This is a genomic window from Gordonia sp. LMA484 (assembly GCF_058129505.1).
Genome location: NZ_CM176700.1, coordinates 2,836,868 through 2,861,886 on the forward strand (window position 1 = coordinate 2,836,868; position 25,019 = coordinate 2,861,886).

The 25,019-nt window shown below is 67.1% G+C and carries 26 protein-coding genes; 9 read left to right on the forward strand and 17 right to left on the reverse strand.

Annotation, left to right across the window (positions count from 1 at the left end; translation table 11 throughout):
• Positions 1-56 precede the first annotated feature (56 nt).
• Positions 57-317: an HPr family phosphocarrier protein gene (locus AC4AMJ_RS12455; RefSeq protein ID WP_489894770.1), complete on the forward strand. Its 261-nt coding sequence runs from the start codon at positions 57-59 to the stop codon at positions 315-317.
• Positions 318-418: 101 nt separating this feature from the next.
• Here the strand turns inward: AC4AMJ_RS12455 and hflX are convergent, their stop codons facing one another.
• From hflX to AC4AMJ_RS12475, 4 genes are all read right to left on the reverse strand, one after another.
• On the reverse strand, positions 419-1,927 hold the full coding sequence (hflX, locus tag AC4AMJ_RS12460; RefSeq protein WP_489918180.1) for a GTPase HflX: 1,509 nt from the start codon (positions 1,925-1,927) through the stop codon (positions 419-421).
• Positions 1,928-1,991: 64 nt separating this feature from the next.
• Positions 1,992-2,906: a diaminopimelate epimerase gene (gene dapF / locus AC4AMJ_RS12465; protein ID WP_489918421.1), complete on the reverse strand. Its 915-nt coding sequence runs from the start codon at positions 2,904-2,906 to the stop codon at positions 1,992-1,994.
• Between the two features lie 36 nt (positions 2,907-2,942).
• The gene (gene miaA / locus AC4AMJ_RS12470; RefSeq protein ID WP_489894766.1) at positions 2,943-3,860 is read right to left on the reverse strand and encodes a tRNA (adenosine(37)-N6)-dimethylallyltransferase MiaA; all 918 of its coding nucleotides are present in this window, start codon (positions 3,858-3,860) and stop codon (positions 2,943-2,945) included.
• Positions 3,857-4,606 (reverse strand): class III extradiol ring-cleavage dioxygenase family protein, encoded by a 750-nt coding sequence (locus AC4AMJ_RS12475; protein ID WP_489918181.1) that lies wholly within the window; start codon positions 4,604-4,606, stop codon positions 3,857-3,859. Before AC4AMJ_RS12475 ends, miaA begins: the two co-directional genes overlap by 4 nt.
• A 190-nt stretch (positions 4,607-4,796) precedes the next feature.
• Between AC4AMJ_RS12475 and AC4AMJ_RS12480 the strand changes: the two genes are divergently transcribed.
• Positions 4,797-6,308, forward strand: a complete 1,512-nt coding sequence (locus AC4AMJ_RS12480) for a DUF349 domain-containing protein (RefSeq protein ID WP_489918182.1) — start codon at positions 4,797-4,799, stop codon at positions 6,306-6,308.
• 31 nt (positions 6,309-6,339) lie between these two features.
• On the opposite strand, the gene AC4AMJ_RS12485 is transcribed toward AC4AMJ_RS12480, so the two are convergent.
• The 3 genes from AC4AMJ_RS12485 to miaB form a co-directional block, all read right to left on the reverse strand.
• Positions 6,340-6,762, reverse strand: coding sequence for an acyl-CoA thioesterase (locus AC4AMJ_RS12485; protein ID WP_489894761.1), 423 nt, complete (start codon positions 6,760-6,762; stop codon positions 6,340-6,342).
• A gap of 69 nt (positions 6,763-6,831) precedes the next feature.
• Positions 6,832-7,443: an Rv2732c family membrane protein gene (locus AC4AMJ_RS12490; RefSeq protein ID WP_489894759.1), complete on the reverse strand. Its 612-nt coding sequence runs from the start codon at positions 7,441-7,443 to the stop codon at positions 6,832-6,834.
• Positions 7,440-9,002, reverse strand: a complete 1,563-nt coding sequence (gene miaB / locus AC4AMJ_RS12495; protein ID WP_489918183.1) for a tRNA (N6-isopentenyl adenosine(37)-C2)-methylthiotransferase MiaB — start codon at positions 9,000-9,002, stop codon at positions 7,440-7,442. The genes AC4AMJ_RS12490 and miaB overlap by 4 nt, the downstream gene beginning before the upstream one ends.
• A 157-nt stretch (positions 9,003-9,159) precedes the next feature.
• Here miaB and AC4AMJ_RS12500 point away from each other — a divergent pair, with 157 nt between their 5' ends.
• The 4 genes from AC4AMJ_RS12500 to AC4AMJ_RS12515 are packed head-to-tail and all read left to right on the forward strand — an operon-like array spanning position 9,160 to position 12,507.
• A complete protein-coding gene (locus tag AC4AMJ_RS12500) occupies positions 9,160-9,888 on the forward strand; it encodes an amino acid ABC transporter ATP-binding protein (protein ID WP_489900851.1) in 729 nt (242 codons plus the stop codon).
• 1 nt (position 9,889) lies between these two features.
• Complete coding sequence (locus tag AC4AMJ_RS12505; RefSeq protein ID WP_489918184.1) at positions 9,890-10,915, forward strand: glutamate ABC transporter substrate-binding protein; 1,026 nt, start codon at positions 9,890-9,892, stop codon at positions 10,913-10,915.
• A 21-nt stretch (positions 10,916-10,936) separates the two neighbouring features.
• Positions 10,937-11,620, forward strand: a complete 684-nt coding sequence (locus AC4AMJ_RS12510) for an amino acid ABC transporter permease (protein ID WP_489894753.1) — start codon at positions 10,937-10,939, stop codon at positions 11,618-11,620.
• Positions 11,617-12,507 (forward strand): amino acid ABC transporter permease, encoded by an 891-nt coding sequence (locus tag AC4AMJ_RS12515; RefSeq protein WP_489894751.1) that lies wholly within the window; start codon positions 11,617-11,619, stop codon positions 12,505-12,507. The genes AC4AMJ_RS12510 and AC4AMJ_RS12515 overlap by 4 nt, the downstream gene beginning before the upstream one ends.
• A gap of 17 nt (positions 12,508-12,524) precedes the next feature.
• Here the strand turns inward: AC4AMJ_RS12515 and AC4AMJ_RS12520 are convergent, their stop codons facing one another.
• From AC4AMJ_RS12520 to pgsA, 7 genes are all read right to left on the reverse strand, one after another.
• The gene (locus AC4AMJ_RS12520; RefSeq protein WP_489894749.1) at positions 12,525-13,046 is read right to left on the reverse strand and encodes a regulatory protein RecX; all 522 of its coding nucleotides are present in this window, start codon (positions 13,044-13,046) and stop codon (positions 12,525-12,527) included.
• 8 nt (positions 13,047-13,054) lie between these two features.
• Positions 13,055-14,098 (reverse strand): recombinase RecA, encoded by a 1,044-nt coding sequence (recA, locus tag AC4AMJ_RS12525; protein ID WP_489894747.1) that lies wholly within the window; start codon positions 14,096-14,098, stop codon positions 13,055-13,057.
• A 260-nt stretch (positions 14,099-14,358) separates the two neighbouring features.
• Complete coding sequence (locus AC4AMJ_RS12530) at positions 14,359-14,553, reverse strand: DUF3046 domain-containing protein (protein WP_489894745.1); 195 nt, start codon at positions 14,551-14,553, stop codon at positions 14,359-14,361.
• A 62-nt stretch (positions 14,554-14,615) separates the two neighbouring features.
• Positions 14,616-15,785: a glycosyltransferase gene (locus AC4AMJ_RS12535; RefSeq protein WP_489918185.1), complete on the reverse strand. Its 1,170-nt coding sequence runs from the start codon at positions 15,783-15,785 to the stop codon at positions 14,616-14,618.
• A gap of 75 nt (positions 15,786-15,860) precedes the next feature.
• A complete protein-coding gene (locus AC4AMJ_RS12540) occupies positions 15,861-16,685 on the reverse strand; it encodes a PspA/IM30 family protein (RefSeq protein ID WP_489918186.1) in 825 nt (274 codons plus the stop codon).
• A 103-nt stretch (positions 16,686-16,788) separates the two neighbouring features.
• Entirely contained in the window at positions 16,789-17,148 is a 360-nt protein-coding gene (locus AC4AMJ_RS12545) for a helix-turn-helix domain-containing protein (RefSeq protein WP_489894739.1), read from the reverse strand.
• Positions 17,149-17,337: 189 nt separating this feature from the next.
• Positions 17,338-18,030, reverse strand: a complete 693-nt coding sequence (pgsA, locus tag AC4AMJ_RS12550; protein WP_489894738.1) for a CDP-diacylglycerol--glycerol-3-phosphate 3-phosphatidyltransferase — start codon at positions 18,028-18,030, stop codon at positions 17,338-17,340.
• Positions 18,031-18,243: 213 nt separating this feature from the next.
• Here pgsA and AC4AMJ_RS12555 point away from each other — a divergent pair, with 213 nt between their 5' ends.
• Complete coding sequence (locus AC4AMJ_RS12555; protein WP_489894736.1) at positions 18,244-18,831, forward strand: amino-acid N-acetyltransferase; 588 nt, start codon at positions 18,244-18,246, stop codon at positions 18,829-18,831.
• An 18-nt stretch (positions 18,832-18,849) separates the two neighbouring features.
• Positions 18,850-19,134, forward strand: a complete 285-nt coding sequence (locus AC4AMJ_RS12560; RefSeq protein WP_489918187.1) for a YciI family protein — start codon at positions 18,850-18,852, stop codon at positions 19,132-19,134.
• Between the two features lie 560 nt (positions 19,135-19,694).
• Here AC4AMJ_RS12560 and AC4AMJ_RS12565 read toward each other — a convergent pair.
• A complete protein-coding gene (locus AC4AMJ_RS12565; protein WP_489894732.1) occupies positions 19,695-20,681 on the reverse strand; it encodes a TerC family protein in 987 nt (328 codons plus the stop codon).
• Between the two features lie 220 nt (positions 20,682-20,901).
• Here AC4AMJ_RS12565 and AC4AMJ_RS12570 point away from each other — a divergent pair, with 220 nt between their 5' ends.
• Complete coding sequence (locus tag AC4AMJ_RS12570) at positions 20,902-21,324, forward strand: MmcQ/YjbR family DNA-binding protein (RefSeq protein WP_489918188.1); 423 nt, start codon at positions 20,902-20,904, stop codon at positions 21,322-21,324.
• A gap of 8 nt (positions 21,325-21,332) precedes the next feature.
• Here AC4AMJ_RS12570 and AC4AMJ_RS12575 read toward each other — a convergent pair whose 3' ends face one another.
• Entirely contained in the window at positions 21,333-24,215 is a 2,883-nt protein-coding gene (locus AC4AMJ_RS12575) for an FtsK/SpoIIIE family DNA translocase (protein WP_489918189.1), read from the reverse strand.
• Between the two features lie 127 nt (positions 24,216-24,342).
• Positions 24,343-24,978: a TIGR03085 family metal-binding protein gene (locus AC4AMJ_RS12580; protein ID WP_489918190.1), complete on the reverse strand. Its 636-nt coding sequence runs from the start codon at positions 24,976-24,978 to the stop codon at positions 24,343-24,345.
• Positions 24,979-25,019: the final 41 nt, after the last annotated feature.

The window sequence follows — 25,019 nt, forward strand, 5'->3', positions numbered from 1 at the left end:
TGATGCCGTAGACGTGACAAGCTGCCATACACCCGACCAGCAAAGGAGAATCACCCATGCCCAGCACCACCGTCGCCGTCGGTTCCGCCGTCGGTCTGCACGCCCGCCCCGCAACGATCATCGCCGAGGCCGTCACGGACGCCGGTTCCACGGTGACCCTGTCGCTCGAGGGCGGTGAGCCGGTGGATGCCGGATCGGCGCTGATGATCATGACCCTCGGCGCCGAGAAGGGCACCAACGTGGTGGTCACCGCCGAGGACCAGAACACCCTCGACGCCATCGCCGCCCTGGTCGCAAAGGACCTCGACGCGGACTAGGACGGTACCCACTCCCATCGCCAACAGGGTGGGTGTCGAGCGACACGCCGGTCGTCGCTCGACACCCACCCTGTTCGTGCGATGGGAGGTCGGGTGGCGGGTCAGGGCACCTTCAGGTCCTCCAGCGCGCCCGCGAAGGCGGCCGGGACGCGCACCCGCATCGTCGTGCCGGCGGCGGTGTGCTCGCTCGAGAGCACCTCGCCCGCTTCATGGATCCGCGACACGACGTCGCCCCGGGTGTAGGGCACGTCGATCGTCAACTCGATGTCGGATCGGCTGATGACGTCGCGGATCCGGTCGAACAGCTCATCCAGGCCCTCACCCGTGCGGGCAGAGACGAACACGGCGTCGCCGAGAGCGCCACGCAACTCAGCCATCCGCGTCGCATCGATGGCGTCGATTTTGTTGACCACCAACAGTTCCGGCGGCGCAGTCGCCCCTTCTTCGGCGACCACCTCGTTGACGACCCGTCGAACCGCCGCGATCTGCTCGGTGGGAAACGAATCCGAGCCGTCCACGACGTGCAGCAGCAGATCGGCGTCGACGACCTCCTCCAGCGTCGACCGGAAGGCCTCCACCAGCTGTGTCGGCAGGTGCCGGACGAATCCGACGGTGTCGGTGAACACGACCGCCCGCCCGTCGTCGAGTGTGGCGCGCCGGGTGGTCGGATCCAGCGTCGCGAACAGGGCATCCTGCACCAGGACTCCCGAGCCGGTCATCGCGTTGACCAGGCTGGATTTGCCGGCGTTCGTGTAGCCCGCCACCGTCAGACGCGGAATCGCCGTGCGTTCACGTTCGGCGCGCATCACCGTGCGCGACTTCTTCATCCCCCGGATCTCTCGACGCAGCTTGGCCATACGTTCCCGAATACGCCGCCGGTCGGTTTCGATCTTGGTCTCACCGGGACCGCGCAGACCAACGCCTCCGTTGCTTCCGGCACGCCCGCCGGCCTGCCTCGACATCGACTCACCCCAGCCGCGCAGCCGCGGCAGCATGTACTCCATCTGCGCCAGCGAGACCTGGGCCTTGCCCTCGCGAGAGGTCGCGTGCTGGGCGAAGATGTCGAGGATGAGCGCCGTGCGGTCGATGACCTTGACCTTGACCACCTTCTCGAGCGCCGTCAGCTGCGCCGGGGTGAGTTCGCCGTCGCAGATCACCGTGTCGGCACCGGTGGCCAACACCGCCTCGCGGAGTTCATCGGCCTTGCCCGACCCGATGTAGGTGGACGAATCGGGCCGCGATCGGCGCTGGATGAGAGCGTCGAGGACCTGCGAGCCCGCGGTCTCCGCGAGTGCCGCGAGCTCGATCATGCTGGCACGCGCCTGCGCGGCGGTGCCCTCGGTCCAGACGCCGACGAGCACGACACGTTCCAGTCGGAGCTGACGGTATTCGACCTCGGTGACGTCGGCGAGCTCGGTGGACAGCCCGGCGACGCGCTGCAGGGAAGCGCGTTCTTCGAGCTGGAGTTCACCCGTCGTCGGCTGCGCCAGGCCGCGCAGGATGTCGGCACCGGCGCCGGGTTTGTCGTCGACGTCGGCGAGTTCGTGGTCGACGAGGTCATCGTCGTCCGGGGTGGGATCGGGAAACGGTGTGAATGCTGATTCGGTCATAGGCAACACCATGATCTCACGCCCTGCAGGCGGGCGGCATCCGGTTTTCGGCTCGTCGAGACGATCACTCGCGCGGGCGGTCCCATCCGGGCCTCAGTTCACCGGCCGCGACCAGCATGGACGGACCCCGCAGGTAGGTTCCGTCCGAGCGGATGCCGACCTCCACCTGCCCGCCGGGAACGCTGATGCGCAACGTTCCGGTCTGCTCGTCGCGAGCCGCGAGTGCAGCGGCCCCGGCAGCCACCAGGCCCGTGCCGCAGCTACGCGTCTCGCCGACACCACGCTCGAAGACACGCATCGATGCCGACAGCGCGCCTGTGGCGCCGGCCGGGCCCGGCGGGGTCACCAACTCGACATTGGCACCGTGTGGGAACGCCGCGGCGTCGATCCGCACTCCCGCCGAGAAGTCGACGGCCGCGAGGTCAGCCGGGGTCAGGTCCGGCACCACGCACGCCAGATGCGGGTTGCCGACGTCGACTCGGATGCCGCGATACGCGTCATCGCCGATACGGACGAGCGACTCACCGTCGAGTCGTACGCGCCCCATCTCGACGGTCACGTCGGCGTGCACATCGTCATGATCGTGGACGACGACCGGACGTGCACCCGCACGAGAGCCGACGGTGAAGTCGTCGTCGGCCATCAGGCCGGACGCGCGCAGATAGTGCGCGAACACCCGCACGCCGTTGCCACACATCTCGGCGATCGAGCCGTCCGCGTTCCGGTAGTCCATGAACCAGTCGTCCGGGGCGATTCCGTCCGGGAGGTGATCGAGCACGCCGCGCTCGATGAGTGCCGCCGAACGCACGACGCGCAGCAGGCCGTCAGCACCGATCCCTCGTCGCCGGTCGCACAGCGCGGCCACGAACGGCTCTGTCAGGTCCATCCGCGCCGCGGGGTCGGTGAGGATGACGAAATCGTTCTGCGTGCCGTGACCCTTGACGAAGCGCGTGGGCCCTGCGCCCGAGGACTGTGCCATCACCTCACCCAGGGTACGGGTGCACCGGTCACGGACTCACTCCCCGGCCGCTCGCAGGGCCGCGTCGAGGAGGTCGGGTGCCGCGGCGTCGAGCCAGACGATCCGATGGTCGCGTCGGAACCACGATCGTTGCCGCCGCACATAGCGGCGGGTGCCGATGAACGTCAGTTCTTCCGCCGTCTCGAGGTCGTATTCTCCGTCGAGGGCCGCGAGGACCTGTGCGTACCCGATCGCCCGGGATGCGGTACGCCCTTCCCGCAGACCGATCTCGACCAGCGCCCGGACCTCATCGGCGAGGCCCGCGGCGAACATCTGAGATGTCCGCAGCCGGATCCGTTCGTCGAGTTCGCCGGTGTCGCGGTCGAGCGCGATGATGTGTGTGCGCCATCGTGGTTCGCCGATCGTGGGAGCCGAGGCGGCGAACGGCTCGCCGGTGAGCTCGACGACCTCGAGCGCCCGCACGATCCGCCGTCCGTCGGTGTCGAGGATCGAGGCCGCGGCCGCGGGGTCGACCTCGGCGAGCCGACGGTGCAGGGCCGCGACCCCGACCTCGTCCAGCATCGCCTCGTAGCGCTTGCGGACCTCCGGATCGGTGGCCGGGAAGCGCCAATCGTCCAGCAGACCCTGGATGTACATCATCGAGCCGCCCACCAGGACCGGTGTGCGTCCGGCGGCGATCAGGCGTTCGACGTCGTCGGTGGCGGCCTGCTGATAGCGCGCGACGGTCGCGGTCTCGGTGACGTCGAGGACGTCGATCTGATGATGTGCGATGCCGCGCCGTTCATCGATCGGCAATTTGGCCGTGCCGATGTCCATCCCCCGGTACTGCTGCATGGCATCGAGATTGACGATCTCGCCGTCGAGCCGCTGTGCGATGTCCAGTGCCAGATCCGATTTTCCGCTCGCGGTGGGTCCGACGACGGCGATGGGCGCGACGGCGCCGGTGCCTGTCATCGAGGGGTCCACACGGCGACGACATATCCGACTCCGAAGGGTGCCTGCGCGTAGCGCGTCTCCGCCTGTACCGGGCGGTGACTGCACAGCGCCGCGGTGATCTGCCAGGCGGCCCGACCCGAAGCACCGTCCCGAGCGCACTCGGTGACGTCGAGCTCGGCCAGCGTGGCGGTGTCCGCGGCACCGATCGCGTCGTCGATCCTGCGTTGGAGCCGCACCGCCGACTCCCGCAGTCCGCCACCCGGGGCTCGCGCCGACAGGGCGGTGGCACCATCACCGACGACCAGTACTCCGACCGGCTCCTCGGCTGCGTCGAGTCGGACGCCGAGTTCTGCACCGATGCGCTCGCAGTCGGCCGGCGATGCACACGGCGACACGGTCACGGGCGTCACCTGCCGCGCGCCGACCTGTGCTCGCAACCAGCCCGCGATCAGCATCGACAACGGCAGGCCGACCTCTGCTGCCGAGGAGTCACGTGACCCGGAGTGCTCGCCCGAACCGGAGCCGGCGGTGCCGAGGGTGACCGGTACGTCGACGCCGTAGGGCAGAAAACTGCCGGTCGTGCCGACCTGCTGAGATTCGGAGTCACGCACGCCGATCGCGATCCATCGGGTGGCCGCCGACGCCAGCTCACGGCACGCGGACACGGTCGCCGAACGCACCGCTTCGGTGTCGAACGCCTGCGGACCCGCGAGGTCGGGCACCAAGAGCGGGGCACTCGGCACGAAGACGACAGAGGCCAGCACGTCCACGACGCTAGCCGAACCGCATCGCGAACCCGCGACCGGCCGGTGGCCCAATGTCGGCGCAGCGACCCCACGGCACTCCCTGACCTGGTTCAATGGGGACAGCCTGCGTCGTCGTGCCGACGACCTGGTCTCGACGTAACGGCAGCCGTGACGCGCGGCACCAACCTGCGGGAGAGGGCACCTGCACATGACGAATCCGACCGAGCCGACCACGGCACCCGAGTCCGGCGCGACCGAGGCCGGCGCCACCGAACCCGGTGCGACCGATTCGGCGCCCGCCGCGGCCCCCGAGCAGACCGGCCCCACCGCCGACACCGGGGCCGCCGACACCGGGGCCGCCGACACCGGGGCCACTGACACCGGGGCCGCTGCCGATCCGAAACCCCATCCGGTGCCCAAACCCGGGCCGAAGCCCGGTCCACGGCCCGGTCCCCGACCGCGTGCGGCCGAGGTCCCGCCGACGCCGGCACCCGTGCCGTGTGGAGACCCACACGAGTTCGGCAGAATCGACGCCGAGGGCGTCGTGTGGCTGAAGACCCCGCAGGGCGAACGTGAGATCGGCTCGTGGCAGGCGGGTTCCATCGAGGAGGGATTGGCCCACTTCTCGCGGAAATTCGACGACCTCGCGACCGAGGTGGAGATCCTCGAGGAACGTCTGGCCGCCCGCTCCGGAGATCCCCGCAAGGCGCAGGTGGCGGCCCGCCACCTGCTCGACGCGCTCCCGACCGTCGCCGTCATCGGTGACGTCGCGGCGCTCGAGGAACGCCTGACGGTGATCGTCGGCAGTGCCGACGAGGTCGCCGACTCGATCAAGGCCGAACGCGATCAGGCGCGCACCGCCGCGATCGCGCGCAAGGAGGAACTCGCGGCGGAGGCCGAACAGATCGGCGCCGACTCCACCCAGTGGAAGGTCGCCGGCGACCGGTTGCGCGCGATCCTCGACGAGTGGAAGACGATCAAGGGAGTCGACCGCAAGACCGACGACGCGTTGTGGAAGCGCTATGCGAAGGCCCGCGACGCCTTCAACCGTCGGCGGGGAGCACACTTCGCCGAACTCGATCGGGAGCGGGCCGGCGCAAAGGCACGCAAGGAGGAATTGATCGTCGCGGCGGAGGAACTGTCCGGCTCCACGGACTGGGGTCCGACGTCGGCCAGGTTCCGTGAGCTGCTCAGCGAGTGGAAGGCCGCCGGACGTGCACCCCGCGACAGCGACGACGCACTGTGGCAGCGGTTCAAGGCCGCCCAGGATGTCTTCTTCTCCGCACGCAACGCCGCCACCTCGGAACGCGACAGCGAGTTCGCGGCGAACGCGGCCGCGAAGGTCGCGTTGCTCGACGAGGCGGAGAAGGTCATCAAGCCCTCGGCCGACATCGAGGCCGCACGACGTGAGTTCCGGACGTTCCGCGAGAAGTGGGACGAGATCGGCAAGGTCCCACGCGATCAGATGGGCACGCTGGAGGGGCGGGCGCGGGCGCTGGAGAAGCGCATCCGTGACGCCGAGGACGCCCAGTGGCAACGTACCGATCCCGAGGCGCAGGCTCGCGCCGCCCAGTTCGCGGACCGCGCCGCGCAACTGGAGGATCAGGCACGCAAGGCCGAGGAACGCGGCAAGGCGAAAGATGCCGCGAAGCTCCGCGAGCAGGCCACGCAGTGGAAGGAATGGGCCGACGCGGCGGCCAGCGCGATCGCGGACCGCTGACCTGTTGCGCGGGTGGTGCGCACCGCGGCGATCAGGCCGTGGTCAGGGTTTTGAGGATACCGATCGCCTCGTCGGTCAACGGCCGTGAGCGCCGCGTCGTCTCGTCCACACCGACGATGACGGTCATGGCCGTGGCCACACACCGATCGTCTTGGAAGATCGCCTGCTCCAGGCCGATCGAGCTCCGGCCGATCGACGCGACCCGAGTGCCGATCACCACGTCGCCCGGCCAGGTCATCTCCGCCCGGAAATCCAGTTCCAGGCGGGCGATGACGAAGGAGCTACCGTCGCCGGCCAGTGGTGACTCCGGGTCGTAGAGAACCGCGACGCGCCCGGACTCGAGGAATGTCGCGAAGACGGCGTTGTTCACGTGGCCCTGTCGGTCGGTGTCCGCGTAGCGGATCTTCTCGGTGACATGTGCGCGGTAGTCCTCGGCGCGGATGGAGTCGGTCATGAACTCACATCAGATCACAGTCGAGCACCCGCGCCGCGTGCGCCCGGCGGGACGGGACACGCGCGCCGTCTAGTGATCTTGATCGGGCTTGTGCTGTAACGACCGTGCCAACGCATCGCGCGTGGCCGCTTCCTTGCGCCGCTCCTCTTCCAGCGCCAGGTGGTAGGTGCTCCGCGCCCAGACCACCCGGGCCCAGTGGAAGGTGAGCACCAGCACTGCGAGCCACCCGACGATCAACCCGATCCCCACACCTGACGGCGGCACCACGCCACCGACGCCCGGCGTGTTTCGCGACCACCAGGCAAGCATGCCCGCGACGCAGGCGATCGCGTTGCCGCACAAGGCAATCCAGGCAACGATCCATCGTCGCGTCAGCAGTGCCAGCGCGGAGAAGCCGATTCCGAAGATCGCGACCAGGTAGACGAAGACCTTGGAGACGATCGTGACCTTCTCCGCAGCGGCGTCGGGTGCGAAGGTGAGCACCTCGATACCACTCGCCGAACCGGTGTGCGGCAGTACCAGCGACAGCATCGCGACCAGCACGCCCACCGCGACCACGACCGCACGCATGCCCGGGTCGATCTCACCGGCCACCTTGCGTTCGGCCTTGCGCAGCTCGCTCTCGTAGGCCGCGAAACCCTTGGCCTCGCTCTCCCGCTCGTTCTTGTCCGGCTCGCTCATGACCCACACCCTCCTTCACATCCCGCTCCGACAGGTTCGACGGCCACGGCCCCGATCGTCGGCATGCCCAGGCCGACACCCACTGGCGGGGTGGTCGGCATCCGGCTCGCCTCATGTGCATCTCCCGCACGTGTCCGGCGATGCGTCGCGAGACCGTCGTCGGCGATGAGATGGTGTGGCGCGGCGCCGGTGACCCGGGTCGTCACCACGTCACCGGGCCGAACCGTCTCAGTGCCGGCACGGTCGCCGGCGGCGAAGTGAACGAGCCGACCGTCGCGGGCCCGCCCGGTCATGCGGCGGGTCTGCGCGGACTTGCGACCACTGTCCGCGACGACGAGCAGTTCCACCTCGGTCCCGACCAGCTTCTCGTTCTCGGTGAGGCAGATCTGTTCCTGCAGCGCGATCAGGCGCCGGTAGCGCTCCCCGACGACCTCCGCCGGCACCTGGTCGGGCATGGCCGCGGCGGGCGTACCGGGCCGCGGCGAGTACTGGAAGGTGAAAGCGCTGGAGAATCGCGCGGCGGCGACCACGTCGAGGGTCTGCTGGAAATCGTCCTCGGTCTCCCCCGGGAATCCGACGATGATGTCGGTCGTGATCGCCGCATGCGGCATCGCGGCCCGCACCTTGTCCAGGATGCCGAGGAACTTGCGCTGGCGATAGCTGCGCCGCATGGACTTCAGGATCCGGTCAGAACCCGACTGCAGCGGCATGTGCAGTTGGGGACAGACGTTGGGCGTCTCCGCCATGGCGTCGATGACGTCGTCGGTGAACTCGGCGGGATGTGGCGACGTGAACCGGACACGTTCGAGTCCGTCGATGTCACCGCACGCGCGGAGCAGCTCGGCAAACGCGCCGCGGTTGCGCGGGGCGTCCGGGTCGGCGAAGGACATCCCGTAGGCGTTGACGTTCTGCCCGAGCAGGGTCACTTCGAGGACACCTTGTTCGACGAGTGCGGACACCTCGGCCAGCACATCACCGGGCCGCCGGTCGACCTCTCTGCCCCGCAGGGAGGGCACGATGCAGAAGGTGCAGGTGTTGTTGCACCCTACCGAGACCGACACCCACCCGGAGTATGCCGAATCTCGCTTGGCCGGCAGCGTCGACGGGAAGCGTTCGAGTGACTCGAGGATCTCCACCTGGGCGGTGGCGTTGTGGCGCGACCGTTCCAACAGCGTGGGCAACGACCCGATGTTGTGGGTGCCGAAGACCACGTCCACCCACGGGGCCTTGGCCAGCACCGCGTCCTTGTCCTTCTGCGCCAGACAGCCGCCGACCGCGATCTGCATCCCTGGTCGCTCGGATTTCACCGGGGCGAGGTGCGAGAGATTGCCATACAGCTTGTTGTCCGCGTTCTCCCGGATCGCGCAGGTGTTGAACACCACCAGATCGGGGTCGGCATCCTCGTCGGCCTTGACGTAACCGGCGTCCTCGAGGAGCCCGGCAATGCGTTCCGAATCGTGCACATTCATCTGGCAGCCGTAGGTTCGCACCTGATAGCTGCGGGCCGAACCGGCGGCCTCGGCATCGGCAACACGCCGTTCGGACAACTCGATACTCACACCCTCCAGCGTACGGGCCTGCGCAAATCGGTCTCGCAACAGTCACAGACGAAGAACAACAGGACGTGGTGCTCCGCCCCCACTAGGGTTGGCTGGTATGACCGATTTGCCGAATGACGATTCCGTGACTTCCGGACCGACGTCCGGGTCGCAGCCGATGATCGTCATGAAGAACGTGCAGAAGCACTTCGGATCACTGCATGTGCTCCGCGACATCGACCTCGAGGTGCCCACCGGACAGGTGGTGGTGGTGCTCGGACCATCAGGGTCGGGGAAATCCACGTTGTGCCGCACCATCAATCGACTCGAACCCATCGACAGCGGCGAGATCTACGTGGAGGGCAAGGAGCTTCCGGCGGAGGGCAAGGATCTCGCGCGGCTGCGTGCCGACGTCGGGATGGTGTTCCAGTCGTTCAACCTGTTCGCGCACAAGACGATCCTGGAGAACGTGACCTTGGCGCCGGTCAAGGTCCGCAAGAAGAACAAGGCCGAGGCGAACAAGCGGGCGCTCGAGCTCCTCGAGCGTGTCGGGATCGAGAGCCAGAAGGACAAATACCCCGCTCAGCTGTCGGGTGGCCAACAGCAGCGTGTGGCGATCGCACGCTCGCTGGCCATGGATCCGAAGATCATGTTGTTCGACGAACCGACATCGGCGCTCGACCCGGAGATGGTCAACGAGGTCCTCGACGTGATGGTGTCGCTCGCCAAGGAGGGCATGACGATGCTGGTCGTCACGCACGAGATGGGATTCGCACGCAAGGCCGCCAACCGGGTGATCTTCATGGCGGACGGGGCGATCGTGGAGGACTCCGATCCGGAGACCTTCTTCTCCAATCCCACCTCCGAACGGGCCCGCGACTTCCTCGGCAAGATCCTGGGCCACTGACATGGGCGCAGCAACAGTGACGTCGCGCGGACGCCTGCACCGAAAGTCTGGTCTCGGCATTCTGGCCCTCGCCGTGGTCCTCATCGCCGGAATCCTGGCAGCGTGCGGCAGCTCCGAGCCCAAGAACCTGATCGATTCGATTCGCAGCGGGACGGTCGTGCTCGGTACGAAGTACGACCAGCCGGGCCTGGGTCTGCGCAATCCGAACAAGTCGGTGAGCGGATTCGATCCGGCCGTCGCGACCTTCGTGGTGAACCATATCGCCGACTCGCTCGGCGTCGACCACCCCGAGATCCACTGGCGCGAGACGCCGTCGGCGCAACGCGAGACGTTGATCGACAACGGCGAGGTGGACATGATCACCGCCACCTACTCGATCACGTCCGCCCGAGCGAAGAAGGTGGACTTCGCCGGCCCCTATCTCATCAACTACCAGGGGCTGTTGGTCCGCGAAGACGACGACTCGATCACCACTCTCACCGACCTGAACAAGGGCAAGAAGCTCTGCTCGGTGACCGGGTCGACGTCGGCGCAGAACGTCAAGGCGCAGCTGCCGTCGGTCCAACTCCAGGAATATGACTCGTATTCATCGTGCGTGGAGGCGCTGCGCCGCGGCAAGGTCGATGCGTTGACCACCGACGAGGTCATCCTGGCCGGCTACGCCAACTTCTTCCCGGACGAGTTCAAGCTCGTCGACATGACCTATCCGAAGGACGCCTGCGTCAAGGACGCCCTCAAGAAGGCCGGCACCCCGTTCTCGACCGAGTACTACGGCGCGGGACTGGCCAAGAACTTCCCGGAAGCGGTGACCAAGGTCAACGAGGCCCTCGACGCCATGATGGTCCCCGGGCCCGGCGGCGAGTCCCCCTGGGATCGTGCGCTGCGCGATTCGATCGGCGACGAGCAGGTCGATCGCATGATCGCCCGCGCCGACGCCCCGGACTCGCAGTACAAGTTCACCCCCGATCCGGGGAACCTCAGCTTTCTCGATTCGGAGCCGACACCGTGCCCACCGGGCCTGAGCTGACGAGGAAGGGACGAACCGGACATGAGTGAACTCTGGTCGGACATGGGGCCACAGTTGTGGCCCGCCTTCTGGGTGACCCTGAAGCTGACCTTCTTCTCCTCCATCGGTGCGCTGATCTGGGGCACGCTGCTGGCGGCGATGCGCGTATCGCCGGTGCCGGTGATGCGCGGTTTCGCCGGCGTCTACGTGAACGTCGTGCGGAACACTCCCCTGACTCTGATCATTTTGTTCTGCTCGATCGGGCTCTATCAGAACCTGGGGCTGGCGCTGGCACCGGACAACGAGAACTTCATCGAGAACAACAACTTCTGGCTCGCGGTCCTGGCGTTCATCCTTTACACGGCGACCTTCGTATGCGAGACGCTGCGATCCGGCTTCAACACGGTGCCACTTGGCCAGGCCGAGGCCGCGCGGTCATTGGGACTGACGTTCCCGCAGGTCCTGGGCATCATCGTGCTGCCGCAGGCGGTCCGATCGGTGATCGGACCGCTGGGCAGTGTGCTCATCGCCCTGACCAAGAACACCACCATCGCCTCGGTCATCGGCGTGGCCGAGGCGTCCCTGTTGATGAAGGAGGAGATCGAGACGTACTCCGACCAGATCGTCGCCATATTCATCATCATCGCGATCGGCTTCATGATCATCACGCTCACTGAGGGATTCGTCTTCGGTTACCTCGCAAAGCGATTGGCGGTCAAGCGATGAGCGAGCACTCCACCGTCCTCTATGACGCGCCCGGCCCGAAGGCACGACGCCTGTACGCGACGATCGCCGTGGCGTTCATCGCCATCCTGGTCGCGGTCGCGGTCTACGTACTCGTCGTCCTCGCCGGCAACGACCAGCTGACCTCGGACAAGTGGAGTCCATTCGTCAAGTCGACGACCTGGACGACCTATATCCTGCCGGGACTGTGGGGCACGCTCAAAGCCGCTGCCCTCTCGATCATCCTGGCCTTGTTGCTCGGCGCCGTCCTCGGTATCGGGAGGCTCTCCGACCACGCCTGGGTCAGGGGACTCGCCGGACTGTTCGTCGAGGTCTTCCGTGCCATCCCGGTGCTGATCCTGATGATCTTCGCCTACTACCTGTACGCCGACTACGCGCTCGTCCCCTCCTCCCAGCTGGCGTTTGCAGCGGTGGTGACCGGCCTGACGCTGTACAACGGTTCGGTGATCGCCGAGATCCTGCGGTCCGGGATCAATTCGCTGCCGAAGGGCCAGACGGAGGCGTCGCGGGCCCTGGGATTGCGCAAAGGCCAGATGATGCGCGCCATCCTGTTGCCGCAGGCGGTGACGGCGATGCTACCGGCGTTGGTGTCGCAGATGGTCATCGCGCTCAAGGACAGCGCCCTCGGTTACGCGATCGGCTACATCGAGGTGGTGCGCTCCGGCATCCAGTCGGCGTCGTACTACGGAAACTATCTACCCGCCCTCGTCGTGGTGGCCATCGTGATGATCGCCATCAACTTCGGACTGTCCAACCTCGCGACGTATCTCGAGAAGCGTCTGCGCGGCGGTCCGCGCAAGGCGGAAGTCGCCTCCGGTGAGGAAGCCGATCTGGCGGCCATGGAGAACATGCCGAAGTTCGGCGCTTAGTAGGACAACGTCGGCGGTCAGGCGTCGGTGGTCACCGCGTCGAGGGACTCGGTGACCACCTCGATGGCCATCGACTGCGGATAGCCGCGTCGGACGAGCATGCCGGCCAGTCGTCGAAACAGCTTGTCGCGCAACCCGGGATCCTCTCGGAGCCGATCCACCTGGGCGGGGGTCAGCTTCTTGCCGACGAGTTCGGTTGCGACGGCCCGCTCGTCATCGGGGTCCACCTCCTCCAGGGCCGACTCGATGAGTCCGGTGTCGATGCCCTTCGTCCGGAGTTCCTGGCGGAGCGCCACGCGTCCGCGACCGGAATTGGCATGCCGGGAGCGCACCCATTCGGAGGCGAACTCGGCGTCGTCGATCAACCTGTGCTTGTCGAGTCGGGCCATCACGTCCTCGATGGTCTCGGCATCGAAGCCCTTGCGGGCCAGGCGATCGGTCATTTCGTGTCGTGAACGTGCACGGACCCCGAGGAGTCGGAGTGCCGTATCCCAGGCACTGGGTCCGGTCCGTTCCTCGGGGTCCGATGTGGTGCTCATCGTGACGGTCAGAACTCCACCGGTGCGGGAGCGACGTCGTCGGCGTCGACAACGGCGCCGATGCCGAGCTTCTCCTTGATCTTCTTCTCGATCTCGTCGCGGATGTCATCGTTCTCGATCAGGAACTTCCGGGCGTTCTCCTTGCCCTGACCGAGCTGATCACCCTCATAGGTGAACCAGGAACCGGACTTGCGGATGAAGCCTTCCGCCACACCCATGTCGATCAGCGATCCCTCCTTGCTGATCCCGTGACCGTAGAGGATGTCGAACTCGGCCTGCTTGAACGGCGGCGCCACCTTGTTCTTGACGACCTTCACCCGGGTACGGTTGCCGACCGCATCGGTCCCGTCCTTGAGCGTCTCGATACGACGAACGTCCAGCCGGACCGACGAATAGAACTTGAGTGCCTTGCCGCCCGTGGTGGTCTCCGGCGATCCGAACATGACACCGATCTTCTCGCGCAGCTGATTGATGAAGATCGCCGTGGTCTTGGAGTTGCTCAGCGCCGAGGTCATCTTGCGCAACGCCTGACTCATCAGGCGTGCCTGCAAACCGACGTGACTGTCGCCCATCTCGCCCTCGATCTCGGCCTTGGGCACCAGTGCGGCAACCGAGTCGATCACCAGGATGTCCAGTGCGCCGGAGCGAATCAGCATGTCCGCGATCTCCAACGCCTGCTCACCGGTGTCGGGCTGCGACACCAGCAGTGCATCGGTGTCGACGCCGAGTTTGGCGGCATAGTCGGGGTCGAGCGCGTGCTCGGCGTCGATGAACGCCGCGATGCCGCCCTGCGCCTGTGCATTGGCGACCGCATGCAGGGCCACTGTGGTCTTGCCGGAGGATTCCGGCCCGTAGATCTCGACGACCCGGCCACGCGGGAGACCACCGATACCCAACGCGACATCCAGTGAGATGGAACCGGTGGGGATGACCTCGATCGGCTGGCGCGTCTCCTCACCGAGCCGCATGACCGAACCCTTGCCGAAGTTCTTGTCGATCTGCGCGAGTGCCAGATCGAGCGCCTTCTCCCTGTCCTGGGGTGCTGCTGCCATCGGGGTTCTCCTCCGAACTCTAGGCCGGGGCCGGCCGTGTGTGGGTCTGTGGTTGGGACCGTCTGTGGCTGTGACCATGTGCTTGCACGTTAGCCACGGGGTACGACATTGTTCTCGACTCGTGCTCGTCCATCACTCGTGATCACATCCTTGGACGCTCAACGACCGGTGTTTGGTTCCACTGAGACAAGAATGGACGAACATGTGTTCGATGGCAAGCGCGACACGCGTGGCGGGCGCAGCTCACCCGAAGTCGGCGACTACCAGCGTTCGCGCGGGACGTCGAAGTCTCGGCAGATGGCCACCCAGACGTCCCGCGGATCGATCCCGGCCTCGATCGCCTGCGACCCGGTCCGTCCCCCGAAATCGATCAGAACATGGTCGGCCAGAATCGAATCAGCCGACTGTTCGCCGAATTCGGAGGTGAGCAGCTCGGTGAATTCGGTCAGACGCACGCGGCCAGCCTACGTGAGGACCCGGGCCGTCACCGTGGCACCGTCTCCGCGGCGGCCCGGTGTCAGCGCCGCAGCAATCGCCGCACGATCCGCACCGGATCGACCACATCCCGTGCCGAGGCGGCGGCGCGGGAGGCAGCCGCGGCGAACACGGGATCGGTGAGCACCTGCCGGACCGCTCTGGCCATCGGCTCCACCGCGACCGGGCGTACCAGCAGCCCACTGCCCTGTCTCCGTACCCGATTGGCCAACTCCCATTGGTCACCGCCACCCGGCGCGGTGACCACCGGCACACCGGCCGACAACGCCTTCGCCAGCATGCCGTGCCCGGCACCGCAGATGACCAGATCGGTGTCGGCGAGGATCTCGTCCTGCCGCGCCGTCCCCACCACCACATGATCGGACTCTCCCATCGCGGTCGGCGGGCTCAGGGCCGAGACAACCACCCGCACAGGCATTCCGAGTGACTCCTCGGTGAGCGCGGCGAGTGCGGTGGAGGCCATGTCCGCTGCCCCGGTGGCGGCCGTCGACGGGGCGACGAGCACCAGCGGACCCGCACCGGACGGACGATCGAACAGGGCGTCGGTCGGCTCCCACAGCAACGGGCCGACGAGGTGGGTGTTCTCGGGCCAGTCGGGCCGCCACACCTCCAGCGCCGGCAGCGTCGCGACGAAACGGGCGACAGGGCATCCACTGTGGCCCGTCAGTCCGATCTCCGCCCTCGCCCCGGCCCGTTGCCGCTCCCCGACGCGCAGGGAGCGAGCGGTCAGGGCACGCATCGCCGCGTCCCGCAACCGGCCTGCGGCACCGCGGCCGGGTTCGAGTCCGGAACCGATCGGCGGCCGTCCACGCGAGGGCAGGTACAGCGGATGGGGGGACAGCTCGATCCATGGCAGGCCCGCGAGTTCGGCCGCCCAGCCACCACCCACGGTGATCACGTCGGAGATCACCAGATCGGTGTCGCGCGCGACGAGGTCTGGCGCCAACGCCACAGCGATCCGGGCCGCCCGCCGACTGAGCTTTGCACCCGCGTCGGTGTCGTCGTCGCCGTCCTGCACGGCGAGGCCGGGCAGTTCGACCACCTCGACGCCGCGCTCCCCCGCCGTCCGACACCATTGCGCGCCTGTGTAGACGACCACGTCGTCACCGTCGGCAGTCAGTCGCTCTGCGAGCGCGAACGCCGGAAACGCATGTCCTGCATCCGGTCCCGCGACGACACCGATTCGTGCCACGGATCTCCTCGAGAGCGGTCAACGGCCTCCCACGCCGGTGGGAGGCCGTTGAGTCGGTGGTCGGTCAGCCGATGTTCAGTTGCCCGTCTGGGGCGGCTGCTCGGTTGCGGGTTGGACGGACGGCTGCGCAGGCTGGGCCACGGGCTGGGCGTTCGCGGCGCCCGAGGACGGCAGCGCGCCGCCGTGCATGCTCGCCCGGATCTGTTCGAGGCGCGCGTGTCCGGCCATCTGGACGCCTGCCTGCTCGACCTCCTGCATCCGACCCTGGACCGAGTTCTGCGCGAGCTCGGCCTGACCGAGCGCGTTGGCGTACCGACGCTCGATCTTGTCACGGACCTGGTCGAGGTTCGGGGTGTTGCCCGGAACGGCGAGCTCACTCATCTGGTTGAGCGACGCACTCACCTGTTCCTGCATCTTCGCCTGCTCGAGCTGGCTGAGGAGCTTGGACCGCTCCGCGAGCTTCTGCTGCAACATCATCGCGTTGCGCTCCACCGCCTGCTTGGCCTGCTCGGCGGCCTGCAGAGACTGGTCGTGGAGGACCTTGAGGTCTTCGACGCTCTGCTCGGCGGTCACCAGTTGGGCCGCGAATGCTTCCGCGGCGTTCGTGTACTCCTGCGCCTTCGCGGCGTCACCGGCGGCACTGGCCTGATCGGCGAGCGTCAGCGCCTGACGCGTGTTGGCCTGCAGCTTCTCGATCTCCTCGAGCTGCCGGTTGAGTTTCATCTCCAGCTGACGCTGGTTGCCGATGACCGATGCGGCTTGCTGGGACAGCGCTTGATGCTGACGTTGCGCGTCCTCGATCGCCTGCTGAATCTGGATCTTCGGGTCCGCGTTCTCGTCGATCTTCGCGTTGCCGGCTGCCATCAGGTAGCGCCACAACTTCACGAACGGGTTCGCCATGCTTCGAGTCAACTCCATTGTCCGGGGTTCGGTGCGGTGTGTAACCAATCTAGCCGTTGCGACGGCCGCGCGGCGATGTGTCGACGACGGACGGCCGGTGGCGTCACGCCGCCGCGAGCGCAGCCGTCTCGGAGTGACCCGCCGGGCCCGGGATGACGACCTTGGCGTCGAGCACTCCCACGTCCCCGGCGGCCACGAGCGCCTCCGCTCCGACCAGCCGTTCACTGCCGGCCGGGAGCATCGCGAGTCCGATGTCGAGAAGAAGCTCGGCGATCTCGACGTCGAGCGCGTCGCAGATCGCCGCGAGCAATTCGCTCGAGGCCTCTTTCTGTCCGCGCTCGACCTCGGAGAGGTATCCGAGGCTGACCCTGGCGTCGGTGGATACCTCACGCAGGGTCCGGCCCTGCGCGGTACGCACTCGGCGCAGAGTGTCGCCCAGCGCCTCCCGCAGTAGCACTGCCATCGAGGTCCTCCTCACTGCTTGCTGCCCGTGACATCGGGTCAAGCCGATACCACAACGTTCGGGACACCGTATCCGGTTCCCGACGATGCACCCATCGCCCGTGCCGACGACAGTAGTCGAATATCCCGATGGGTGCCGCCCGGCTCGGCCGACGACACGGTCGTTGCGCCGAGGGCGAACACCAGCGTGTCAGCGGTGTCCGACGTCGGTCCGCGCGTCGTCGTCGCGTCGAGGGTTTCGCGGCGCGGTCGAACGCCGCCGCAGCGCCAACGCCTGCCAGACGTAGTCACATCCGGTGATGACCGTGATGACCACCGCGACCCCCATGATGATCGCGGCCACCACGTGCCAGGCTCCGGCCAGTGGCAGCAGGTAGAGACCGATCGCCACTGCCTGGAGGAGCGTCTTGAGCTTTCCGCCGCGGCTCGCCGGGATCACGCCATGACGCAGCACCCAGAATCGCAACGCCGTGACACCGAGCTCTCGCGCGAGGATCACCGCGGTGACCCACCACGACAGGTCGCCCAGTATCGAGAGCCCGACCAGTGCAGATCCGATGAGGGCCTTGTCGGCGATCGGATCGGCCAGCTTCCCGAAGTCGGTGACCAGGCCCCGCCTGCGCGCCAGCCGGCCGTCGTAACGATCGGTGATCGCCGCCACCGCGAAGATCACCGCGGCAGCGATGCGCCATCCGGTGTCATGGCCACCACCAATGAACAGGGCGGCGATGAAGACCGGGACCAGCACGATCCGAAAGACGGTGAGCGCGTTGGCGATGTTGACCACCGGCACCGGATCGACCGGGTCGGTGATGTGATCGGGACCGCGTCCGGCGTCGGCGATTCCCCGCTTCTCGACCGCGCGACGTACACGATCGGTCACGATGCGCCGATCTCTTGTGGTCGCGTCCTGACCCGGCGATACTGCTCCCGCACAGTGCCAGCCTATCGGCTGTGCCTCCGACCCCCGACGTTCAGGTCGTCCTGCGGCCGCACGGCGGTCGTGCGGACCGCTCGACGAGCCCTCGGATCGACGCGTGCGCGGGCCCGAAATCGCCGTGCGCGCCAATCACGATGGCGACTACTGTGTGGTGCCATGCCCCCTGTCGCCCCTGAGCCGACATCTGAGCCGACGTCGTCGGTGCCCACGGGTTCACGCACCCGACCAGGCCCGGCGACGCCCCCCGGCGATGTGACCATCCGGCGTGCCCGCACCTCCGATGTGCCGCGGATCAAGGAATTGATCGACCAGTACGCGGGCCGGATTCTTCTGGAGAAGAACCTCGTGACCCTCTACGAGGCGGTTCAGGAGTTCTGGGTCGCCGACCTCGACGACGTGGTTGTCGGGTGCGGCGCCTTGCATGTGCTCTGGGCCGACCTCGGCGAGGTGCGCACGGTCGCGGTCGACACCGGGCATGCCGGCCGAGGCATCGGGCATCGACTCGTGGCACGACTGATGGACATGGCGCGCGAACTGCAGCTGTCCCGGGTGTTCGTGCTCACCTTCGAGACGTCGTTCTTCGCGCGGCATGGGTTCGCCGAGATCGACGGGACACCGGTGACCCGAGAGGTCTTCGAAGAGATGTGCCGCTCGTATGACACCGGTGTCGCCGAGTTCCTCGACCTCAGCTACGTGAAGCCGAATACGCTCGGCAACACCCGGATGCTGGCCACTCTCAACTGATCACGACAGGAGCCCACGATGGCGATCTTCGCCGTGCACTACAGCTACGCGCCCGCAAAGGCAGCGCTGCGTGACGAATACCGTCCGCTGCATCGCACATGGCTGGGCGAGGAGCACCAGGCGGGGAATGTGCTGATGGTCGGCCCCTACCCGGACGGAACCGGCGCGCTCATCCTCGTGCGCGCCGACAGCCTCGACGGCGCCGAAGCATTCTTGGCCAACGACCCGTTCAACGCGCACCGGGCGGTCGACGGTGTGCGAGTGGTCGAATGGACGCAGGTCTTCGGACCGTTCGAGCCCTGAGCCGCGCCTGAGCCGGCGGGACCGCATCACCACCCGGTCCCTGAGCAGCCGACGAGCACGCGTCACCACCCGCTCCCTGAGGAACCGGTCCCTGAGGAGCCTCCGAGCCTGCGAGGATGCGTCACGAAGGGCCCTTCGTGACGCATCGCTCGTTCCTCGCGAGGCTCCTCAGGGATCGAGTGGGTGACGCATCGCTCGCTCCTCAGGGAGCGGTGGTGACGCATCGCTCGTTCCTCAGGGAGCGGTGGTGACGCATCGCTCGTTCCTCAGGGAGCGGTGGTGACGCATCGCTCGTTCCTCAGGGAGCAGTGGTGACGCATCGCTCGTTCCTCGCGAGGCTCCTCAGGGAGCAGTGGTGACGCATCGCTCGTTCCTCGCGAGGCTCCTCAGGGACCGGTGGTGACGCGTTTCCTTGTTTGTCCCGCGAGGCTCCTCAGGGAGCGGTGGAAGGCGACGGGCGAGGCTCAGCTCATCGGCACCCGGGTGAGGCGACCCAGCGAAGCACCCTCAGGGACCCACCAGCAAGCGCCGCATCACTCACACCGCCGACAGCGATCCGCTCACTTCTCGGCCTGTGCCGTGCTCCGCGACCTCAGCAGGCTCGCGACCGTGGTGATGACCAGCGTCAGCACGATCACACCCAACGAGACCGCCGTCGACACCTCCGGCACCGACACGTGCTCGCCACCGTTGATGAACGGCAGGGTGTTCTCGTGCAGCGCGTGCAGCACCAGCTTCACACCGATGAACGCCAGGATGAACGAGAGTCCGTAGGACAGGTAGACCAGCCGATCCAGTAGTCCACCCAGCAGGAAGTACAGCTGGCGCAACCCCATCAGGGCGAACGCGTTCGCCGCGAAGACCAGGTAGGGCTCCTGGGTGAGACCGTAGATCGCCGGGATCGAGTCCAGGGCGAACAGGACGTCGGTGAAGCCGATGACGATCAGCACCATCAGCATCGGTGTCGCGAGGCGCTTGCCGTTCTTCTTGGTGAACAGCTTGTCACCGTCGTAGTCGTCGGAGGTGCGCAGGTAGCGCTTGACGAACCGCTCGAGCCGGGTCTCGCGTTGCTCCTCGTGCTCGACCGGATCGTCGGTGTCCTTGATGAGTTTCACAGCGGTGTAGATGAGAAACGCGCCGAAAAGGTAAAACACCCAGGCGTAAGCGTTGATCGCGGCCGCGCCGACCACGATGAACAGACCACGCAGCAGCAGGGCCATCACGATGCCGAGCAGCAGCACCTTCTGCTGGTACTCCTTGGGTACGGCGAACTTCGACATGATGATGACGAAGACGAACAGGTTGTCCACCGAGAGTGCTTTCTCGGTCACGTAGCCCGCGAAGTACTCACCGCCGTAGGTGTGGCCCCATTTCCACCACACGAAAAGCCCGAACACGATCGCGATCGAGATGTAGACCGCGGACCAGAACCCCGACTCCTTCAGGGATGGGGCGTGCGGTACCCGAACGTGGGCAAAGAAGTCGAAGACGAAAAGGGCGGCGATCACCACACAGGTGACAATCCAGACAGTTGTAGAAATATCCATTGATGCGATCCTCCAGCGCGCAGCACAAGGGTGCGATGCCAGAGGTCTCTCCCGCCGGAGCCGGCGCACGCCGTCGATCCGACCGACGAATCCGGGTCGGGCGCGCCATGATGATCGGCATCATGGCCCGTGCGACCGTATTGACGGAAACGCCACGAGGATGGGGATACTCCCCTCTTCGATCGTCGCCCAGCGTAGTACACGCAGGTACGGTTGCACCATGTCGGACACGCACCGCCCGGCGACCGTCGACGACATCCGCGCCATCGCGGGCGGGATGCCGCACGTCACGGATGTCGGCACGTCCACCGACCGGCCCATCTACCAGGTCGGTGGCAAGTCATTCGTGTTCTTCCGCAACCCGCGCCCGGACGCGCGCGATCCGGATACCGGCGAACGCTACGACGACGTCGTGGTCATCTGGGTGCCGTCGGACGCGGACAAGCTCGCGCTCGTCCAGGACCCCGATTCACCGTTCTTCACCACCGCACACTTCAACGGTCACCCGTCGGTTCTGCTCCGGACGTCCAGGGTCGCCGAACTGTCGGTCGCCGAGCTTGCGGAGGTCATCCAGGACGCCTGGCTCTCCCGCGCGTCGGCGCGTCGCGCACAGGCCTGGCTGGCCGAGCACGGACTGAACTGACCGATCGGCTACTCGTCCGGGGTGTCGTCCCCGCCGCCGGTGATGGAGGCGATCACGCCGGCCAGGTCTTCGGGCTTCACGAGCACGTCGCGGGCCTTCGACCCCTCACTGGGTCCGACGACACCGCGCGTCTCCATCAAGTCCATCAGTCGGCCCGCCTTGGCGAACCCGACCCGGAGCTTGCGCTGCAGCATCGACGTCGAGCCGAACTGACTCGACACCACCAGCTCGATCGCCTGGAGCAGATCGTCGAGATCGTTGCCGATATCGCCGTCGATCTCCTTCTTGTCGCCGGCCTTCGCCGTCGTCACGCCTTCGGTGTACTCGGGCTCGCTCTGCTCGCGGGTGAAGTCGACGACAGCCTGGATCTCTTCGTCGGTGATGAACGCACCCTGCATGCGGATCGGCTTGTTCGCGCCCATCGGCAGGAACAGGCCGTCACCCATGCCGATCAACTTCTCGGCGCCGGGCTGATCGAGGATGACGCGGGAGTCGGTCAACGACGACGTCGCAAATGCCAGCCGGGAGGGCACGTTCGTCTTGATCAACCCGGTGACCACATCCACGGACGGTCGCTGGGTCGCCAACACGAGATGGATGCCCGCCGCACGCGCCTTCTGCGTGATCCGCACGATCGCATCCTCGACGTCGCGCGGCGCGGTCATCATCAGGTCGGCGAGCTCGTCGACGATGGCCATGATGTACGGATACGGCTTGTAGACACGCTCACTGCCCAGCGGCGTGGTGATCTCGCCGGAGCGCACCTTCGAGTTGAAGTCGTCGATGTGGCGCACCCGCGACGCCTTCATGTCCTGGTAGCGCTGCTCCATCTCCTCGACCAGCCACGCCAGAGCGGCGGCTGCCTTCTTCGGCTGGGTGATGATCGGCGTGATCAGGTGCGGGATGCCCTCGTAGGGGGTCAGCTCCACCATCTTGGGATCGATGAGGATCATCCGGACGTCTTCCGGCGTCGCACGCGTCAACAGCGACACCAGCATCGAGTTGACGAAACTCGACTTGCCCGACCCCGTCGAACCGGCGACCAAAAGGTGCGGCATCTTGGCGAGATTCGCACTCACGAACTCACCTTCGATGTCCTTGCCGAGACCGATCACCAGCGGATGGGTGTCCTTGCGCGTCTTGGGCGACTTGAGGACGTCGGCCAGGCGCACCATCTCGCGGTCGGTGTTGGGCACCTCGATGCCGACCGCCGACTTACCCGGGATCGGAGCGAGCAGGCGCACGTTGTCGGTGGCCACCGCATAGGCGATGTTGCGCTGCAGCGCGGTGATCTTCTCGACCTTCACACCCGGCCCGAGTTCGACCTCGTAACGCGTAACCGTCGGCCCGCGGGTGTATCCGGTGACCGCGGCATCGATCTTGAACTGTTCGAGGACACCGCCGATCCGGTCGATCATCTCGTCGTTGGACCGCCCGCCCTGCTTGGGCGGGTCGCCGTCGATCAACAGGCTCGACGGCGGGAGCACGTACTCCCCGTCCACCGCACGATCGACCAGTCCCCCGGAATCGGGTACCGCATCCGAGTCGTCGGGTGTCTTCGAACGGGCGGTCTTGGGTCGCGCAGATCCCCGGCCCGTGCTCGCGCGCGATGGCGCCGCGGGTTCGTCGTCGGGTTCCGTGCCGGGTCGGGCGATGCGTTCGGTGACCTCGTCGTCGAGGGGCACCGTGGTCGCGGCCGCGAAGTCGGCGGCGTCCACGTCCGGGTCCGCCGGTCGGCGGCGTCGCCGACTGCGACGCACCGGCTCGGCGTCCGGCGGATAGTTGTCATACGGGTCGGTCGAGTAGCCGGCGCCGGTGTCGACGATCTCGGTCACCTGGTCCTCCACCGCGAGAGGCCCGTCGATGTCCTCGTCGACGTCCTCGTCGTCGAGATCGTCCCAGGGCGCGACGTCGTCGGCGTAGCCGCGGAGATGTCCGAGCCCGAGGTACCCGGACACGCCGTCGGCCACCTCGCGAACCGTCTTCCCGCTGAGGATCAGCGCGCCGAAGGCGATGCACAACACCAGGATCGGTACCGAGATCCACGCCGTCACTCCGTTGGTCAACGGGGTGCCGACAGCGAAGCCGAGGAATCCGCCCGCCGCCGAGCGCCCCGGAAGATCGACCGGCGCACCGGCAACGAGGTGGATGAGCCCGAGCACCGGCAGCACGATCAGCAGTCCGGCTCCCAGATACCGCGCGCGTTGCGCAGGGTTGGGTGGGCGACGCATCAGGACGACGGCCAGCCCCACCAGTGCGATCGGCATCATCACCGAAACGGCGCCCACGATCGCGCGGATGAGCGCCTCGATGAACGCTCCGACCGGCCCGGCGGCTCCGAACCACACGCTCGCACCGACGAGCAATCCGAGCGCGAGAATGGCGAGGGCGGCTCCGTCGCGTCGATGGGTGTGACCGGTGAGATCTCGGGCGGGCCGACCCGCCGGACGTCGATGTGCCGCCGACCTGTGGGTCCGGTCGGGTTCGTCGTCGACGATCGGTCCGTCGAGATCGAATCCGTCGTCCGAGATCTCGTCGGGTTCACGGGCGGGGTCGCTGTCCGTGCCGCCCACGCGCGCGAGACTTCCGACGCCCCGCGCCATCAGTGACCATCCGGCTCCGAGGCCGCGACCGACCGCGGACGCGCCGCTGGCGGCGACCGAACGTCGATGGATGTCGGCGGACGCGTCCGCGCTCTGGCGGCTCGCGCTCCGCCCGGCCGACGAGCCGCTGCGTCGGGTCGCGCTGCTGCGAGCGCCACCTGAGGTGCTCTTGCGTGCGTTGGTGCTGCGTGTCCCCCGCGAGCCCGACTTGGTCGTTCCCGCGGTCGCGCGCGCCGGTGTCTTCTGTGCACCGGTTTTGCGCGCACCCGTGGTTGCTCTCGACGCCATACCGACAGACTAGTCGCCAGGCGTCACGCCAGTCACATGGGCAACACTGACAACGCGTTTGCGTGTCGAATTCGTAACTTGGTGGGATCGAGGGCCTAGGCAATCAAGGTCCTAGGCAATCAAGGGCCTAGATACCCCGCTTCGCGATCTTCACCGAACTGACGATCTGCTCCTCGCCCTCGAAGCTCACGTCGAGCGGAGAACGACCGAACACGAACAGTACGAGTTCGCCGGGGGTACCGGTCACCGCCACGGGCTCACCGTGCCCAGCCGTCACGACCTCATGGCCGTCGGTGGTGCGCAGCGTCACCTTCGCCGGCGAGTTCCGCAGCGTCATGCGGCCCGTCGACTTGGCCGCGCCGAGAAGTGCCCGGCCCATCTCCGGGGACAGTTCTCTCGGCGTCCATGCCTGGTCGTGCGACGCGGCGCCGCGGAGCACGTCCTCGTGGTGGACGAACATCTCGGCGAGATTCGCCCAGCGGTCGACCAGTTTGAGCGGCGAATAGACCGCCGGGCCACTCGCGAGCTTTTCCAGCAGCGCATCCCACGATTCGGTCTCGGCCGCAGCCGCACGCACCTTCTCGGTGTACCCGGCGAACTGTTTGATCATGATCCCCGGGGCGGAGTCGGGACGCCGTTCACGTACGACAAGGTGGGCGGCCAGATCCCGGGTGGTCCAGCCGTCGCAGAGAGTGGGCGCGTCGGGTCCGACCGATCGCAGGGTGTCGACGAGAGCGGCGCGTTCTTCCTGTGCGAGTGTCACAGCCCCAGCCTAGCGGCGCCGACGGGCCTCCCCGGGCGCGT

Bases quoted from the DNA above. Each gene is read 5' to 3' on its own strand.
- AC4AMJ_RS12455 (WP_489894770.1), top strand. From the start codon at position 57: ATGCCCAGCACCACCGTCGCCGTCGGTTCCGCCGTCGGTCTGCACGCC.
- AC4AMJ_RS12560 (WP_489918187.1), top strand. From the start codon at position 18,850: ATGGCGATCTTCGCCGTGCACTACAGCTACGCGCCCGCAAAGGCAGCG.
- AC4AMJ_RS12505 (WP_489918184.1), top strand. From the start codon at position 9,890: ATGGGCGCAGCAACAGTGACGTCGCGCGGACGCCTGCACCGAAAGTCT.
- AC4AMJ_RS12575 (WP_489918189.1), bottom strand. From the start codon at position 24,215: ATGGCGTCGAGAGCAACCACGGGTGCGCGCAAAACCGGTGCACAGAAG.
- AC4AMJ_RS12480 (WP_489918182.1), top strand. From the start codon at position 4,797: ATGACGAATCCGACCGAGCCGACCACGGCACCCGAGTCCGGCGCGACC.
- recA (WP_489894747.1), bottom strand. From the start codon at position 14,098: ATGGCAGCAGCACCCCAGGACAGGGAGAAGGCGCTCGATCTGGCACTC.
- AC4AMJ_RS12570 (WP_489918188.1), top strand. From the start codon at position 20,902: ATGTCGGACACGCACCGCCCGGCGACCGTCGACGACATCCGCGCCATC.
- dapF (WP_489918421.1), bottom strand. From the start codon at position 2,906: ATGGCACAGTCCTCGGGCGCAGGGCCCACGCGCTTCGTCAAGGGTCAC.
- AC4AMJ_RS12545 (WP_489894739.1), bottom strand. From the start codon at position 17,148: ATGGCAGTGCTACTGCGGGAGGCGCTGGGCGACACTCTGCGCCGAGTG.
- hflX (WP_489918180.1), bottom strand. From the start codon at position 1,927: ATGACCGAATCAGCATTCACACCGTTTCCCGATCCCACCCCGGACGAC.
- AC4AMJ_RS12500 (WP_489900851.1), top strand. From the start codon at position 9,160: ATGATCGTCATGAAGAACGTGCAGAAGCACTTCGGATCACTGCATGTG.
- miaA (WP_489894766.1), bottom strand. From the start codon at position 3,860: ATGACAGGCACCGGCGCCGTCGCGCCCATCGCCGTCGTCGGACCCACC.
- AC4AMJ_RS12555 (WP_489894736.1), top strand. From the start codon at position 18,244: ATGCCCCCTGTCGCCCCTGAGCCGACATCTGAGCCGACGTCGTCGGTG.
- AC4AMJ_RS12515 (WP_489894751.1), top strand. From the start codon at position 11,617: ATGAGCGAGCACTCCACCGTCCTCTATGACGCGCCCGGCCCGAAGGCA.
- AC4AMJ_RS12485 (WP_489894761.1), bottom strand. From the start codon at position 6,762: ATGACCGACTCCATCCGCGCCGAGGACTACCGCGCACATGTCACCGAG.
- AC4AMJ_RS12510 (WP_489894753.1), top strand. From the start codon at position 10,937: ATGAGTGAACTCTGGTCGGACATGGGGCCACAGTTGTGGCCCGCCTTC.
- AC4AMJ_RS12490 (WP_489894759.1), bottom strand. From the start codon at position 7,443: ATGAGCGAGCCGGACAAGAACGAGCGGGAGAGCGAGGCCAAGGGTTTC.
- AC4AMJ_RS12540 (WP_489918186.1), bottom strand. From the start codon at position 16,685: ATGGCGAACCCGTTCGTGAAGTTGTGGCGCTACCTGATGGCAGCCGGC.
- AC4AMJ_RS12520 (WP_489894749.1), bottom strand. From the start codon at position 13,046: ATGAGCACCACATCGGACCCCGAGGAACGGACCGGACCCAGTGCCTGG.
- AC4AMJ_RS12565 (WP_489894732.1), bottom strand. From the start codon at position 20,681: ATGGATATTTCTACAACTGTCTGGATTGTCACCTGTGTGGTGATCGCC.